This is a genomic window from Streptomyces sp. NBC_01235, from assembly GCF_035989285.1.
Taxonomy (GTDB): domain Bacteria; phylum Actinomycetota; class Actinomycetes; order Streptomycetales; family Streptomycetaceae; genus Streptomyces.
In genome coordinates this window covers 5,214,068-5,228,075 of sequence record NZ_CP108513.1, presented here as the reverse complement: position 1 = coordinate 5,228,075, position 14,008 = coordinate 5,214,068, and the positions used below count along the sequence as shown (strand labels likewise).

General features: G+C 71.3%; 14 protein-coding genes. 8 read left to right on the top strand and 6 right to left on the bottom strand.

The features are described from left to right. Nucleotides 1–107: 107 nt before the first annotated feature. Nucleotides 108–332: a DUF397 domain-containing protein gene (locus tag OG289_RS23075; RefSeq protein WP_327315942.1), complete on the bottom strand. Its 225-nt coding sequence runs from the start codon at nucleotides 330–332 to the stop codon at nucleotides 108–110. Further along, nucleotides 329–1,198, bottom strand: a complete 870-nt coding sequence (locus OG289_RS23070) for a helix-turn-helix domain-containing protein (protein WP_327315941.1) — start codon at nucleotides 1,196–1,198, stop codon at nucleotides 329–331. The genes OG289_RS23075 and OG289_RS23070 overlap by 4 nt, the downstream gene beginning before the upstream one ends. A 172-nt stretch (nucleotides 1,199–1,370) precedes the next feature. Between OG289_RS23070 and OG289_RS23065 the strand changes: the two genes are divergently transcribed. Next, on the top strand, nucleotides 1,371–1,847 hold the full coding sequence (locus OG289_RS23065) for an ATP-binding protein (RefSeq protein ID WP_327315940.1): 477 nt from the start codon (nucleotides 1,371–1,373) through the stop codon (nucleotides 1,845–1,847). 91 nt (nucleotides 1,848–1,938) lie between these two features. Here OG289_RS23065 and OG289_RS23060 read toward each other — a convergent pair whose 3' ends face one another. After that, on the bottom strand, nucleotides 1,939–3,315 hold the full coding sequence (locus OG289_RS23060) for a maleylpyruvate isomerase N-terminal domain-containing protein (protein ID WP_442818941.1): 1,377 nt from the start codon (nucleotides 3,313–3,315) through the stop codon (nucleotides 1,939–1,941). Beyond that, nucleotides 3,312–3,902 carry an RNA polymerase sigma factor gene (locus tag OG289_RS23055; protein WP_327315939.1) on the bottom strand — a complete coding sequence of 197 codons (591 nt, stop codon included), beginning with the start codon at nucleotides 3,900–3,902 and terminating at the stop codon, nucleotides 3,312–3,314. Before OG289_RS23055 ends, OG289_RS23060 begins: the two co-directional genes overlap by 4 nt. A 343-nt stretch (nucleotides 3,903–4,245) precedes the next feature. Here OG289_RS23055 and OG289_RS23050 point away from each other — a divergent pair, with 343 nt between their 5' ends. Together OG289_RS23050 and OG289_RS23045 are read left to right on the top strand one after the other, a co-directional pair. Then, on the top strand, nucleotides 4,246–4,626 hold the full coding sequence (locus OG289_RS23050) for an STAS domain-containing protein (protein WP_327315938.1): 381 nt from the start codon (nucleotides 4,246–4,248) through the stop codon (nucleotides 4,624–4,626). 192 nt (nucleotides 4,627–4,818) lie between these two features. Then, nucleotides 4,819–5,331, top strand: coding sequence for an EF-hand domain-containing protein (locus tag OG289_RS23045; RefSeq protein WP_327315937.1), 513 nt, complete (start codon nucleotides 4,819–4,821; stop codon nucleotides 5,329–5,331). A gap of 30 nt (nucleotides 5,332–5,361) precedes the next feature. Here the strand turns inward: OG289_RS23045 and OG289_RS23040 are convergent, their stop codons facing one another. After that, nucleotides 5,362–6,897 (bottom strand): class I adenylate-forming enzyme family protein, encoded by a 1,536-nt coding sequence (locus OG289_RS23040; RefSeq protein ID WP_327320774.1) that lies wholly within the window; start codon nucleotides 6,895–6,897, stop codon nucleotides 5,362–5,364. A gap of 180 nt (nucleotides 6,898–7,077) precedes the next feature. Here OG289_RS23040 and OG289_RS23035 point away from each other — a divergent pair, with 180 nt between their 5' ends. From OG289_RS23035 to OG289_RS23020, 4 genes are all read left to right on the top strand, one after another. Further along, nucleotides 7,078–8,280: an amidohydrolase family protein gene (locus OG289_RS23035; RefSeq protein ID WP_327315936.1), complete on the top strand. Its 1,203-nt coding sequence runs from the start codon at nucleotides 7,078–7,080 to the stop codon at nucleotides 8,278–8,280. A gap of 37 nt (nucleotides 8,281–8,317) precedes the next feature. Then, nucleotides 8,318–9,451 (top strand): acyl-CoA dehydrogenase family protein, encoded by a 1,134-nt coding sequence (locus tag OG289_RS23030; RefSeq protein WP_327315935.1) that lies wholly within the window; start codon nucleotides 8,318–8,320, stop codon nucleotides 9,449–9,451. 80 nt (nucleotides 9,452–9,531) lie between these two features. After that, nucleotides 9,532–10,434, top strand: a complete 903-nt coding sequence (locus tag OG289_RS23025) for an acyl-CoA dehydrogenase family protein (protein WP_327315934.1) — start codon at nucleotides 9,532–9,534, stop codon at nucleotides 10,432–10,434. Between the two features lie 556 nt (nucleotides 10,435–10,990). Continuing rightward, the gene (locus OG289_RS23020; protein WP_327315933.1) at nucleotides 10,991–11,533 is read left to right on the top strand and encodes an ATP-binding protein; all 543 of its coding nucleotides are present in this window, start codon (nucleotides 10,991–10,993) and stop codon (nucleotides 11,531–11,533) included. A 439-nt stretch (nucleotides 11,534–11,972) separates the two neighbouring features. On the opposite strand, the gene OG289_RS23015 is transcribed toward OG289_RS23020, so the two are convergent. Continuing rightward, a complete protein-coding gene (locus tag OG289_RS23015) occupies nucleotides 11,973–12,899 on the bottom strand; it encodes a cyclase family protein (RefSeq protein WP_327315932.1) in 927 nt (308 codons plus the stop codon). A gap of 102 nt (nucleotides 12,900–13,001) precedes the next feature. Here OG289_RS23015 and OG289_RS23010 point away from each other — a divergent pair, with 102 nt between their 5' ends. Further along, entirely contained in the window at nucleotides 13,002–13,916 is a 915-nt protein-coding gene (locus OG289_RS23010) for an SDR family NAD(P)-dependent oxidoreductase (RefSeq protein ID WP_327315931.1), read from the top strand. Nucleotides 13,917–14,008: the final 92 nt, after the last annotated feature.

Below are 14,008 nucleotides of genomic sequence, written 5' to 3'. Positions count from 1 at the left end.
TCCTCGTGGACGGCGGGCTCGCACGCGTGGCCGTCGGTCCAGTGGGCCGGCGACCTGTTGGCCGTAGGCCTGGATGATGGCCTCGACTTGAACCGCCCGGCGCAGGGTCACAACTCCCCGGCGATGACACCTTCCCGGAAGGCGGCCCACTCCGAGGCGGTGAAGCGGAGGGGTTCGCGGTCGGGGTTCTTGGAGTCGCGGACGGCCCTTGCGCCGTCGGGGAGTTGGGCGACCTCGACGCAGTTGCCTTCCCCTCCACTGGCTGACGCCTTGCGCCATATCGCCGTGGTCAGGTCGATGGAGTACAGGTCCGACTTGGCGTTGTCGCTCACTTGCGCTGCTTCTCCTCGATGCGGGCGATCAGTGCCAACGAGTCATCGGTCGGCAGCGCTGCCGCGACGATGCGTTCGAAGGCGTCGGCGAAGGTTCGAACATCGCTGACGCCCTCAACGTAGGACGAGCCGATGAGATTCTCCAGTAGCACTACGGGGGGCATTGGTGAGGGGAAGCTGACGAGGCTGAATCCGCCCACGTTTCCGGGGTGAGGCGTGGCGTCCAGCGGCATTACCTGGAGCGTCACGTGGGGCATGTCCGAGACGTCGAGAAGTCGCCGTAGCTGCTCGCGCATGGTCGTGGGGCGTAGGGCGAACCGCTGGTGCAGCGTCGCCTCGTGGATCACGGCCCAGAGCTTCAGCGGGCCGTCGGACCGGGTGAGTACGGCCTGGCGGGCCTGGCGTACCTCGGCCAGGGCCGCCACCTCGTCCGGCGTGCGCGTGATGGCGTTCGCCGCGATGCTCTCGCGCGCATATGCGGCCGTCTGCAGCAACCCCGGGATGAGTAGCGGCGAGAACTCGCGGATGCTGTCGGCGTCCGATTCGAGCGAGATGTAGTCGGCATAGGAGGGGGACACGATGCCGCTGTACGTCTGCCACCAGCCCTGCTTGCGCGCGTCCTTGGCCAGGGCCTCCAGCGCCGAGACAACCCCCGGGTCGACGACTCCGTACGCCTTGAGGAGCGGGGCCACTTCGGCGGGGCGGATGTAGCCGTTGGCCGTCTCGATACGGGAGAGCTTCGGGCCGATCCAGCCCATCGTCTGCGCTGCCACATCGAGGCTCATGCCTGCCGAGTTGCGGTACTGGCGCAGAGTCTGGCCGAGGCGTCGGCGGCGGACGGTCGGAACAGGGCGCGCGTTTGGCATTGCGACAGCATGGCATTGCTGGCGATGTCGTAACTACGGGAACAAAGAGCCGGTTATGCATTTCGGGTGACAATGTTGCGAGTTCGTCTGTGAAGCCGTCACGCTGGGGTCAAGTCGACGTGCACTGGGTCCGATTGCTCGGCCTGGCATGTCATGACCGCAAGGAGGCGGCATGCACCTCGTATCAACCCCCACCCTCACACCCACCCCAAACCCCACCCCCGGCTACTACCTCCGCCCCCGCCCCCAGGGCTTTGCCGCCCACATCTGTGCATCGCAGCAACACCTGGGTGCGGTGAGGGCGTTGACCAGTACCGAACTGCTCAATCACGGCATCGACGCCGACGTCGTCCACTCGGCGCAGCTCGTTCTCTCCGAGCTTGTCGGCAACTCGGTGCGGGCGTGCGGTGAACACGTGCCGCTCGTGGTGGAGGTGTACGTGACGTCGTACGGCATCGCCGTGAACGTGCATGACCCGGACCCCGGTGTCCTGCCGAGGCGCCGGTCGACGCCGCTCGACAGTGCGGAGGCGGAGGGCGGGCGGGGGCTCGGTCTGGTCGATCTGCTGGCGCCGGGGTGGAACGTGCGGAGGTCGTCGATCGGGAAGCAGGTGCGGTGCCGGGTGCCCGGTGAACCAGGGTGGTGCTGAGGGGGTTGTGCGTGGTCCGTCCGGAAGCGCACCGTCCCCAGCAGGGCGGCAACGACACCGGATGGCGCGCGTTTCGCCCCCTACGTCGCTCTCACATCCGGCTCAGTGCCGCCGCCGCGAAGAGCACGTCCCTGATGGCATCGCGGTCGCCCACCTGTCCTGCCGCCGCCTCCGCGGGAGACACGTGGCCCGCGGCCAGGCGGCAGAACTCGACGTCGTCCAGGGCCACGTGGGCCACCTCGTGGTCGGCGGAGCCCACCGCGCCGGGGGAGTCCAGGGGGATCAGCCACTGGCCGCCGCCGGAGCCCTCGATCTCCAGGCGCAGGCTGCGGCCGGGGCGGCCGGCGGTCACCAGGCGGCGGGTGTGCGAGGGGGCGGCGAGGCCGGCTCGGCGGCGGGCCGCGAGTGTTGCCGGGAGCATTCGCGCGGCCAGGTCGATCATGCCGTGGAGGTGGCGCGGGGCGGGCGGCGCGTAGGGGTAGTCGACGGCTTCCGCGATGTCCTCGGCGTGCACCCAGCACTCGAAGGCGCGGTCCAGCATCGCGTCCCGCAGGGGCAGCTCGAAGTCGCCGTACGACACCGGCACGGTGCCGGTGCCGGTGCCGGGGCCGGTGAAGGACACCGTGCGCACGAGGGCGTGGGCCTGTTCGCGCCAAGGGGCGCGCACGGAACGGGTGGGCGGGAAGTGCGAGCCCGCCCAGAACGCCTCGGTGCGCCGGGCGGGGGTGTCCAGCACCTCCTGCCGGTCCTGCCGCTCTTCCGGCTTTTCGACGGCCTCCAGCGGGTCGTCCAGGCCCAGCGCCACCGCTACCAGGCCGTCCACGGCCAGCAGGTGGGCGATGACACCGGCGACGGTCGTCCGGCGGTAGGTCTCGCCCTCGCCGCGGAACCAGCGCAGCCGCACGGGCGCGTGCCACTCGGCGTCCCCGAAGTCCTGGAGCAGGGCGTCGAGCCGCGCGGTCTCGGCGTCGTACGACGCCGCCCAGGCGGGCACCGGGATGCGGGGCGGACGTCGGTTCAGGCAGCCGTCGAGGACGCGGGTGCGCAGGCCGGGGTCGAGGTCGAGGCTCTCCGGGCGCTGGAGCAGGCCGACCGCCTCGCGCAGTCGCCGTGCCTCGTCGGCGCAGGCTCCGCAGTCGCCGAGGTGCTCCTCGACGGCCGCCGTCTCCTCTGCCGAGCAGGCGGCCAGCGCCCACGCGCCCAGCAGGGACTTGAGCACCGGGTGTTCGAGTGTGAGCGGTGCCGGGGAGATCGGCTCCTCCAGTACGGGCAGCGGCAGGCCGGTGTCCTCCACGGAGGCGCGGGGGAGCGGGATGCGGGGCGCGGGTGTGCCGCCCTTGGCGTTCGTGTCCACGCTCTCCTCGTCCGTACCCTCCGCCGTTCCCTCGCTGCCCTTCGTGTCCTCGTTGCCCTTCGTGTCCTCCTCGTCCTCGCCGTCGTACGACTCGAAGTCGTTCGCGCCGCTCACGCCGCACCCCCGTATCCGGGGGGTGTCCCGGGGGATGCGGCGTCGTGGGCCGTGGAGAGGAGCTGGAGGCCGAGGCGGAGCCGGCGGCGGGCCTCGTCCTCGGTGACGCCGAGGTCGGCCGCGGTCTGGCGGTAGTCGCGGCGCTGGAAGTAGGCCAGCTCCAGGGCGGCGCGCAGCGGGGCGGGCATGGCCTGGACTATGTAGTCGGCGCGGGCGGCGACGGAGGCGTGCCGCACCCTGCGCTCCAGTTCCTCGGTCGCCTCGGCGGAGCCGTGTCCGGCCTCGGCCAGCGCGGCGGTCTCGGTGGCGCGCAGTCGCTGCACGGCGAGGCGGTGGGCCAGCGCCGCGACCCAGGTGCGCAGCGGGCCCTGCTTCGGGTCGTAGGCGTCGGGGTGTTCCCAGACGTGGGCGAAGACCTCGCGGGTGATGCCGTCGGCCGCGCGTTCGTCTCCGAGCACGCGATGGGCGAGACCGTGCACGAGCGAAGCGAAACGGTCGTAGAGCTCGCCGAGGGCGGCCGCCTCACCGCGTGCGAGTCGCTGCTGCATCTTGCGGTCCCAGCGGGGCGGTGCGTCCTTCTTCGCCATGTGGCCCCCTCGCCCATGCCCGTGCCTGTGCCTTCGGCCGTGACCGTGTCTTCGGCCGTGCCCGGGTCCAGCCTGCGTCCACCGTCACCTCGAATGTAGTCGGCGCGTCCGACAACGCACGCCCCATTGTTTCAATGTGCGCCCCCTGCCCATCGATGCCTGGTATGGGCCGCGCCTACCCGACAGATATGGATCGAACCGGACTGGATATGACGGAAACAAGCCTCTTTCCTTTGGCTTCTGTTTTTCCTTCGGTGTTTCGGGGCACGGCCGCTGGGCAGCCGCGCTGCAAGGAAGCGAAGGGACAGCTTCCGTTTACAGCGAGCTACAGCGAGCGAAGGGCGTGGTGGTGGCCTTCAAAGTGACCGGCGGCGAGCAGGGCGGATGGGCCGTGCTCCACGTGTCGGGCGAGCTGGACCTGGTGACGTCGCCGGTGCTGCGTCAGCGGGTGCACGACGAGGTGGCCGAGGGCCGCCACAGTCTCGTCCTGGACCTCTCCGAGGTGTACTTCTGCGACTCCAGCGGTGTCGGCGTCCTCATCGCCGCCCGCCGTCTCATCCGCTCCTGCCGGGGACGGCTGCGCCTGATCCTTCCCGCGCGGGGTGCGGCCGAGGGCTCCCACGTCAACCGGGTGCTGGGCGCACTGGGCGTCCGTCGCCTCTTCGACGTCTACGGAGAACTCGCCGACGCCGTGGACGATGGGACGGAGCCGCTCTCGGCGTAGGTGGCACCGGTCCAGGCGTAGGCGGCACGGCTCTCGGCGCAGGCCCGCGAGCGTCCGTTCTGCCACACCGGCGTCCCGAAATTCCCCCGGTCTTGGTACAGGCGTCACCTTCCTGCTGTCGGGGCGTCGCCGGCGTCGTACGCTCCTGCCGGAAGCATCCCCACGTGATGACGTAAGGCGGCCCGAGAAGACATGGTCAGCAGTGAGTACGAGCGCAGGATCGCCGCCCGGTTCGCCACCTTCGACCAGGACGGCAACGGCTTCATCGACCGCGCGGACTTCGGCGCGGCGGCCAAGGCGCTGCTCGCCGAGTTCGGCACCGCTGCCCGCTCCGACAAGGGGCAGGCCCTGTACGCGGGCGCCGAGGCGTTCTGGCAGGGCATGGCCGGCATCGCCGACCGGGACGGCGACCAGCGCATCACCCGGGAGGAGTTCGTGAACGGCGCGGTCAAGCGCCTGCGCGACAACCCGGAGCGGTTCGCCGAGATCGCCCGCCCCTTCCTGCACGCGGCCCTGGACATCGCGGACGGCGACGGCGACGGCCGGGCCACGGTCGCGGACACCGTACGGGTCCTCAGGGCTCTCGGAGCCCCCGACGAGGTCGCCCGGTCGGCCGCCGCGGACCTCGACGCCGACGCGGACGGCAAGGTCGGCGAGGCGGAGATCGTCCCGGCGTTCGCCCGCTACTTCACGGTCCCCGAGTAGTAGTCACCGACAGCGCTCACCGGGTATCGCTCACCGGGAGTAGCGCTCGCGCAGCTTGTACTTCAGCACCTTCCTGAGCGTCTCGTTGCGCGGAAGGGCGTCCACCACCTCCAGCCGTTCCGGCAGCTTGTGCACGGACAGTCCGGCCGCGCGCAGATAGGAGGTCACCGCCTCCAGGGTCAACGGCTCCGCGACCTGCGGCTTGTCGACCGACGGCTCCCCGGCCCCCGGCGCCCGCTCCACCACCGCGCACACCAGTTCCCCGCGCTCCGCGTCCGGCAGGCCGATCACCGCCACGTCGCCGACGGCCGGATGGGCGGCGAGCAGGTCCTCGATCTCCTTGGCCGACACGTTCTCACCCTTGCGGATGATGACGTCCTTCAGCCGTCCGGTGAGGACGAGGTGCCCGCTGTCGGTCACGTGCCCCAGGTCGCCGGTGCGCAGGAACCCCTCCGCGTCGAAGGCCTCGGCGGTCTGGGCGGGGTCCAGATACCCCTGGCACACGGCCTCCCCGCGCAACCGCACCTCCCCGCCCTCCGCGATGCGTATCTCCATGCCCTCGGGCGGCCGTCCCTCCGTCGTCGCGAGGTTCTCCGCGGTGTCGTCCGGCGCGCCCATGGTGATCATCGGCACCTCGGTCATCCCGTACCCGTGCGTGAGCCGCACGCCCATCTCGCGCACGACGGCGTGGTACACCTCCGGCGGCTTGGGCGCGCCGCCGCCCGCGAGCAGCCGCAGGGTGGGAATCACCGGAACTCCCGGCTGCTTCCGCTGCTCGGCGAGGAACATCGAGTAGAACGCCGTCGACCCGCCGGCGACCGTCACCCCGTGCCGCCGGTACCCCTCCAGCGCGTCCGGCAGTGCGAAGTGCTCGAACATCACCGCCGGGAAGCCGTACAGCAGGAGCATGACGGTGTAGTCGGGGCCGGCGATGTGGGCGTACGGGAACGCCATCGAGCCGACGTCGTCCGCCGACAGGCGCAGCGCGTGCGCGAGGCACGACCCGCCCGCGATCAGTGAACGGTCGGTGTGCAGCACGCCCTTGGGGTCGGAGGTGGTGCCCGAGGTCCAGTAGATCCAGCGCACCGACGTGCCCTCGGCGGGCGGGGCGGGCAGGACCGCCGGATCCCCTTCGGGCAGATCGTCGTACGCCTCGAAGACGCCCTTCGCGCCCAGCCGTCGTGCCATCTCGGTGTGGTCGAAGCCCCGCCACACGCCCGGCACCGCGAAGAACTCCGCCTTCGACTCGCGCAGCGCGAAGCCGACCTCGCGGTCGCGGTAGAAGGGGATGACGGGTGACTGCACGGCCCCCAGGCGGGCCAGGGCGAAGGACAGGACGGCCGTTTCGAGTCGGGTCGGCAGCTGCCAGGCGACGACCGTGCCGGGGCGCACGCCCAGGTCGTGCAGCCCGGCCGCGACGCGCTCGGCGCTCGCGCGCAGCTCGCCGAAGGTCAGCGCGCGCTCGTCCTGGAGGAGGACCCGGCGGTCGGGGGTGAGGTCGGCCCGGCGGGCGAGGAGGTCCCAGAGGGTGCGGGACGCGCTCAGTGCGCGGGCGGTGTCGGTCACGGCGTTCTCGGCGGTCACGGCGGCCCCCTGCCGGTAGCTGACGGGTAGTCAGATCGTGGGCAGAGCGTAGGGCTGGTCGCCTTGTCGGTCCAGGGGTGCGGGGCTAGCCTTCCTGTAGCGCGCAATCTGACGGATCGTCAGCTAACGATCCTCAGGTAAGGACTCCGGCGGAGGGGACCCATGACGGACACGACCGACCTGCCCCGCATCATCAGCGTCGACGACCACGTGATCGAGCCCGCGCACCTCTTCGCGACCTGGCTGCCGCGCAGGTACCGGGACCGGGGCCCGCAGCCCCTCACCGCCGGGATCGGCGAGCTCGCCTACGTCGCCGGGAAGTACCAGATCACCATGGACCCGGACGGCCAGCCCACCGACTGGTGGATCTACGAGGACCTGAAGTTCCCGTACAAGCGCAACATCGCCGCCGTCGGCTTCGACCGGGACGAGATGACGCTGGAGGGGATCACCCGCGAGGAGATGCGGCGCGGCTGCTGGGACCCGAAGGCGCGCCTGGCCGACATGGACCTCAACCACGTCGAGGCCTCCCTCTGCTTCCCCTCCTTCCCGCGCTTCTGCGGGCAGACCTTCGCCGAGGCGCACGACAAGGAGGTCGCGCTGGCGTGCGTGCGCGCCTACAACGACTGGATGGTCGAGGAGTGGTGCGGGGGCAGCGGCGGCCGGCTGATCCCGCTGTGCCTGATCCCGCTGTGGGACGTCGAGCTGGCGGTCGCGGAGATCCGGCGCAACGCGGCCCGCGGGGTGCGCGCGGTGACGTTCTCCGAGATCCCCAGTCACCTGGGGCTGCCGTCCATCCACTCCGGGTACTGGGACCCGTTCTTCGCGGTGTGCGAGGAGACGGGGACGGTCGTCAACATGCACATCGGCTCGTCGTCGCAGATGCCGGCCGCCTCCCCGGACGCGCCCCCGGCCGTCCAGGCGTCCCTGTCCTTCAACAACGCCATGGCCTCGATGATGGACTACCTCTTCAGCGGGGTCCTGGTCCGGTTCCCGCGCCTCAAACTCGCCTACTCCGAGGGCCAGATGGGCTGGATCCCGTACGCCCTGGAGCGCGCCGACGACGTCTGGGAGGAGCACCGCGCGTGGGGCGGGGTCCGGGATCTCATCCCCGAGCCGCCGTCCACGTACTACTACCGGCAGATCTTCTGCTGCTTCTTCCGCGACAAGCACGGAGTGGCCTCGCTGGACGTCGTGGGGCGCGACAACGCGACCTTCGAGACCGACTACCCGCACGTCGACTCGACCTTCCCGCACACCAAGGAGGTCGCCCTCGACCACGTCAAGGGCCTCGACGACGAGACGGTCTACAAGCTGATGCGGGGCAACGCGATCCGCATGCTGGACCTGGACTTCGACAAGTGACGTCTCCCTGGAAGCCGTGGCAGTCGTGGGAGTTCTGATGGACCTCTCGGACAGCCCCGAGGACGCGGAGTTCCGGGCCAGGCTGCGGGACTGGCTCGGCAAGGTACTGCCGACGCTCCCGCCGAAGCCGTCCCCGGACGACTGGCCCGGCCGCCGCGCCTACGACCTCGGCTGGCAGCGGACGCTGTACGACGCCGGGTACGCCGACGTGCACTGGCAGGCCTCGCCGAGCGTCCGCCTGATCTTCCTGGAGGAGACGGAGAAGGCGGGCGCGCCCTATGTGGGGGCGGGTTTCGTCGGACTGCTGCACGCCGGGCCGACCGTCGCCGCCGAGGGGACGGCCGAGCAGCGGGCCCGCTGGCTGCCCCCGATCCTGCGCGGCGACGAGGTCTGGTGCCAGGGCTTCAGCGAGCCCGACGCCGGGTCCGACCTCGCGGCGCTGCGCACGCGCGCGTGGCGCGACGGCGACGACTATGTGGTGAGCGGCTCCAAGATCTGGACCTCGCACGCGGAAGTCGCCGACTGGTGCGAGCTGTTGGTCCGCACGGACCCGGGCGCCCCGAAACACAGGGGCATCACCTGGCTCGCCATGCCCATGGGCGCCCCGGGCATCACCGTACGGCCGCTGCGCACCCTCGCCGGGTCCGCCGAGTTCGCCGAGGTGTTCCTCGACGAGGTGCGGGTGCCGGTGGCCAACCGGGTGGGCGAGGAGAACGACGGCTGGCGCGTGACGATGGTGACGCTGTCCTTCGAACGCGGCACCGCCTTCGTGGGCGAGGTCGTCGCCTGCCGCCGCGTGCTGGGCGAACTCGCCCGTGAGGCACGGACCAACGGCCGCTGGGACGATCCCGCCCTACGGCGGCGGCTGGGCCGCCTCAACGCCGAGTTCCGGGCGCTGTGGCGGCTGACGCAGTGGAACGTGAGCGAGGCTGAGGCCACGGGAGGCCTGCCCGGCGTGGGGGGTTCGGTTTTCAAACTGAGGTACTCACAGGCGCGCCAGGAGCTGTACGACGCCGCCGCCGACGTCCTGGGCGACGTCTCCCTGGACCTCGACCACCCCTGGGTCACCGACCGGCTCTCCTCGCTCTCGTACACCATCGCGGCCGGCACCTCGCAGATCCAGCGCAACATCGTGGCCGAGCGGATCCTGGGGCTGCCGAAGGGGCGGTGAGGGGCGGGTGAGGGGCGGTGAGGGGCGAGGGGGTGGTGGGACCGTGAAGGGGCCGGCTTGAGGACGGTGAACTCTCCGACATGCGTTTTCAACTGACGGAAGATCAACGGGCGCTGCGGGACGGGGTGCGCGGGCTGCTGGCGCGCCGTTTCGACCGTACGGCGTTGCGGGCCGCGGTGGACCGGCCGGGACGGCTGGACCGGGCGCTGTGGCGGGAGCTGGGGACGGCCGGGTTCTTCGCGCTGCGGCTGCCCGAGGCGGACGGTGGGGTCGGACTGGGGCTGCCCGAAGCGGTGTTGGCGTTCGAGGAGGCGGGCCGGGCCCTGCTGCCCGGGCCACTGATCGCCACCCATCTGGCGGCCGGACGCGTGCCGGGCGCGGCCGACGGGGAGACGGTCGTCGCGGCCGTCGACGGCGGTGGGGTGGTGGAGTGGCTGGCACAGGCGGACGTCGTGCTCGGGGGTGCCGAGGACCTCGAGGGGGCCGTGCGGATGCGGTCGGTGGACCCCCTGACGCCGTTGCACCGGGTTCCGGCGGGTCTGGGCGCACCGGTCGCCGTGGACCCCGTCGCCGTCCTCCTCACGGCCGCCGAGCAACTCGGGACGGCCGCACGCGCGTGCGAGCTGGCCGTGCAACACGCCCGGGCGCGTGAGCAGTTCGGGCAGCCGATCGGGGCCTTCCAGGCGATCAAGCATCTGTGCGCGGACCTGTTGGTGCGGGTCGAGGCGGCCCGCGCGGCGGTCTACGCGGCCGCCGTCACCGCCGACCCGGCCGACATCGCGGCCGCCCGGCTCCTCGCCGACGAGGCCGCCGTACGCGGCGCGCGCGACTGCCTCCAGGTGCACGGCGGCATGGGGTTCACCTGGGAGGCGGACATACATCTGCTGCTCAAGCGGGCCTGGGTGCGCACCCGACGTGCGGGAGCGGACACGGAGAGTGAGGAAATGCTCGCCGACGACCTGCTCTCCGGGGCGGGCCGTTGACGGCGTCCGGCGCCATCCGGCGGCGTCGGCCTGCGGTGACGGTCGGGGGGTCGAGCGGACGGCCGTACGGATGTCGCGGATTGTGGCATACCGGAATCACGGAGCGTTGATATCTGGTTGTGTCCGATGCGTGACCCGTCACGGCCCGGAGTCGGCGGGTCGCTCCGGTACCTTCTGTGGGATGCGAGTGGTTCCGAGCATGAGCCATGCCGGCGGTGCCCCTGGGGCGGCGCCGGATCCGGCGGTGCGCGCCGCCACTCGCTGGGCGGACGGGCAGTTGGCCCCCGCCTGTTCGACTCTCCGCAACGAGCGTCGCACAGTATCCCGCACGGGTACTCCTTCGCGCTGGAATATGCCCGAAGCGCTTGTTGAGGTGACTGTACGTCAACCAAGCTGTCTCGTAAGGGATTCACGTTCCGTCACCCTGCCTCTGGCTGTTGTTCTGGCCATGCAGAAAATGGCTACGATCGTGGCCCCCGTCGTCATGGTGCCCACGCGGCTCGCGTGGCTTGCGTGGCGCACGGCCATGTGTCCGCCGGTTCGGATGGTGTGAGCGGTGCAGGTGCTTCAAGTGCAGCTGGAGATCCGGCCCGACCCCGCTGAGGTGGGGCGGGCCCGGAGGTGGGCCCGTTCGCGCCTGGCCGGGTCCGGGATAGGGGACGAGGAGCCGCTCGCGGAGACGCTGATCCTGCTCGTCTCCGAACTCGTCACCAACGCCGTGGTGCACACCGGCTGTCCGGCCGTGCTGCGGCTCTCCCTGCCGGGCGGGGTGGCCGACGGGTCGGCCGAACCGTCCGTCGTCCGCCTGGAGGTGGCCGACACCAGCGACCGGGCCCCCGTGCCCCGGTGCGCCGGTGACGAGGCGACCGGCGGCCGAGGCCTGGCCCTCGTGGACGGCCTCGCGGACCGCTGGGGGTGGAGCGTCGAGGGCGCCGGCAAGCGGATCTGGTGTGAACTGGACCGCTGCGCCGAGCCCGGCAAGGCCGCGGTGGGCCACGGTGGCGCGGTGGAGTGCGGGACTGCGGCGCAGTGCGACGGCGTGGCCGTGCGGGAGTCGGCCTACCAAGGGTTCGAAGGGTTCGCCTTCGAGGTGGTCTGAGCGTCCGCCCTGATGGGCGCACGGTGCCGAAGGTTCGGCAGGTTGTGGGGCACAGGCGCAGAAAGCGCTGTCGGCCCTGGCCGGTCCGGGGTCGGTGCGCCCGGCTGTGCTTCCGTGCGCGCCCATCGCAAATGGGGTGTAAGTAATAAATCTCCGTTCGGGTGTTGACGTGACGTGTCCGTTTGATCACGCTTGTGGTCAGCGATTCGCCGTGAGGGGACGACGAGGGCTTCGGTGACGGAGGCCCTCGCCGAGTGTGGGTCGTGATTCGGCGTCGGTTCCCTCAGGGCCGAGGGGAGTCGGGGCAGTACGCCGGAGTCGGATGGCGGTGCGCGGTGCCGTGCTCGGGGCGGGCAGCCGCGCGCCGCCGTCCGACGTTTCTCCCGGTGTCCGGGTGCGCGGTGTCCAGGGAGTCGCGGTGTTCGGGAATTCGTCGTGTTCAGAGAACGGCGACGGGGGCCACCGGGGTTCCCGTTCCGCCGACGAACGGCTCGGGCATCGCCGACAGCAGGAACGCGTAGCGGCCCTCTTGTCCACAGGCTGTGGACAACTCTTCGAGATTCCAGTTCTGTCCCTGGAGCATCCCCATCTCCACGAGGTCGAGCGCGTGCACGGGCAGCCACAGGTCGTCGATCTCGGGCGGGAAGATCTCGAAGGTCAGGGTGTCGTTGGCGACGGCGGCCACATCGCGCGCGTGGAACCACTCCGGGGTGCGGACCGACAGTCCGGGCGAGGGGAAGCCGTACCCGTGCTTGTCGCCGGCCAGATAGACCTGGACCTGCCCGGTCCTTACGAGCACGATGTCGCCGGCACGCACGCGCGTACCGGCCAGTTCCTCGGCCGCCTCCAGGTCCTCGGGCGTGACCGCGTGCCCGCCCGCCAGTCGATCGACGCCACGCGCGCGTGCCACGTCCAGCAGCACCCCGCGCGAGACGACGTGCCGCGCCTTGTCGATGCCGCTGAACTCGGCCCCGCCGTGCGCGGTGACGCAGGCGGCCGGACGGCCGTTGTAGACCTTCCCCGAGTGCGAGACGTGGGTCAGCGCGTCCCAGTGGGTGCCTGCCTGAAGGCCCATCGTCACGGCGTCGTCGCTGCACGCCACCGTGCCGGGGCCGAAGATCTCCTGGTTGATCTGCACCATGGCGTGCAGCGGGTTGACCCGGCCCGGGATCAGCCCGGTCTGCACGCCGTCCTCCCGCAGGGGGAGCGCGAGCGGGACGCGGCGGCCGGTGCGGACCTCGGCGACGGCCGCGCGGACGACCTCGTCGGTGACGAGGTTCAGCGTGCCGATCTCGTCGTCCGCCCCCCAGCGCCCCCAGTTGTTGACGCGCTTGGCGATGTCGTGGAACTCGACCGGCAGTGTCATTCCGTGCCTCCCCGGGGCTTGTCCCCGACCGACTGACGGGTCAACCTGGTCCTCACATCTCAAATCTAACGGTCCGTCAGAAACTGCGGGAGGGGGCCGGGCGTGGGGAACTTCTTGGCCGGCAAGGTCGTCGCCATCACGGGAGCAGGGCGGGGCATCGGACGGGCGGTGGCGCTCGCGGCGGCGGCGGAGGGCGCGCGGGTCGTCGTCAACGACTACGGCGTGGGTGTGGACGGGGCCGCGCCCACCAGCGAGGTCGCCGAGGCCGTCGTCAAGGAGATCGTGGCGGCGGGCGGAGAGGCCGTCGCCGTCGCCGACGACATCTCCACCATGGCGGGCGGTCAGCGGCTCGTCGACGTGGCCGTGGCCTCGTACGGAAGGCTCGACGGGGTCGTGTGCGTGGCCGGGATCCTGCGTGAGCGGATGCTGTTCAACATGTCCGAGGAGGAGTGGGACCCGGTCGTCGCCACTCATCTGAAGGGCACGTTCACCGTGTTCCGGGCGGCGTCGGCGCTGATGCGCGGACAGCGCTCCGGCACGCTCATCGGCTTCACCAGCGGCAACCACCAGGGCTCGGTGTCCCAGGCCAACTACAGCGCGGCCAAGGGCGGGATCATCTCGCTCGTGCGGAGCGCCGCGCTGGGCCTGCACCGGTATGGGGTGACCGCGAACGCGGTCGCGCCGGTCGCTCGTACGCGGATGTCCGCCGGCGTGCCCATGGAGTTGGCGGAGATCGGGGAGCCGGAGGACGTGGCCGCGTTCGTGGTGTACCTGCTGTCGGATCGGGCTCGCGAGGCGGGGGTGACCGGGCAGGTGTACACCGTGGCGGGGCCGAAGATCGCGGTGTGGGCGCAGCCGCGGGAACTGCGTTCGGCGTATGCCTGCGGCGGTTGGACGCCGGAAACCATCGCGGAGTCCCTGCCCGGGTCGGTGGGGGTGGATCCGATGCCGATGCTTGCGCGGTTGGAGGAGATGGCGCGGGCGGCGCGGGAAGGCAACCGGCCGAACGCCCAATAGCTCGGGGGAGGCGTGTTCGGCGGCTGCGGCTGCGGCTGCGGGTGTGTTGCGGACGCGGCGGAGTCGCGTATCGACGCGGCCCCGCGCCCCTG

Bases quoted from the DNA above. Each gene is read 5' to 3' on its own strand.
- OG289_RS23070 (WP_327315941.1), bottom strand. From the start codon at position 1,198: ATGCCAAACGCGCGCCCTGTTCCGACCGTCCGCCGCCGACGCCTCGGC.
- OG289_RS23065 (WP_327315940.1), top strand. From the start codon at position 1,371: ATGCACCTCGTATCAACCCCCACCCTCACACCCACCCCAAACCCCACC.
- OG289_RS23055 (WP_327315939.1), bottom strand. From the start codon at position 3,902: ATGGCGAAGAAGGACGCACCGCCCCGCTGGGACCGCAAGATGCAGCAG.
- OG289_RS23045 (WP_327315937.1), top strand. From the start codon at position 4,819: ATGGTCAGCAGTGAGTACGAGCGCAGGATCGCCGCCCGGTTCGCCACC.
- OG289_RS23035 (WP_327315936.1), top strand. From the start codon at position 7,078: ATGACGGACACGACCGACCTGCCCCGCATCATCAGCGTCGACGACCAC.
- OG289_RS23030 (WP_327315935.1), top strand. From the start codon at position 8,318: ATGGACCTCTCGGACAGCCCCGAGGACGCGGAGTTCCGGGCCAGGCTG.
- OG289_RS23025 (WP_327315934.1), top strand. From the start codon at position 9,532: ATGCGTTTTCAACTGACGGAAGATCAACGGGCGCTGCGGGACGGGGTG.
- OG289_RS23015 (WP_327315932.1), bottom strand. From the start codon at position 12,899: ATGACACTGCCGGTCGAGTTCCACGACATCGCCAAGCGCGTCAACAAC.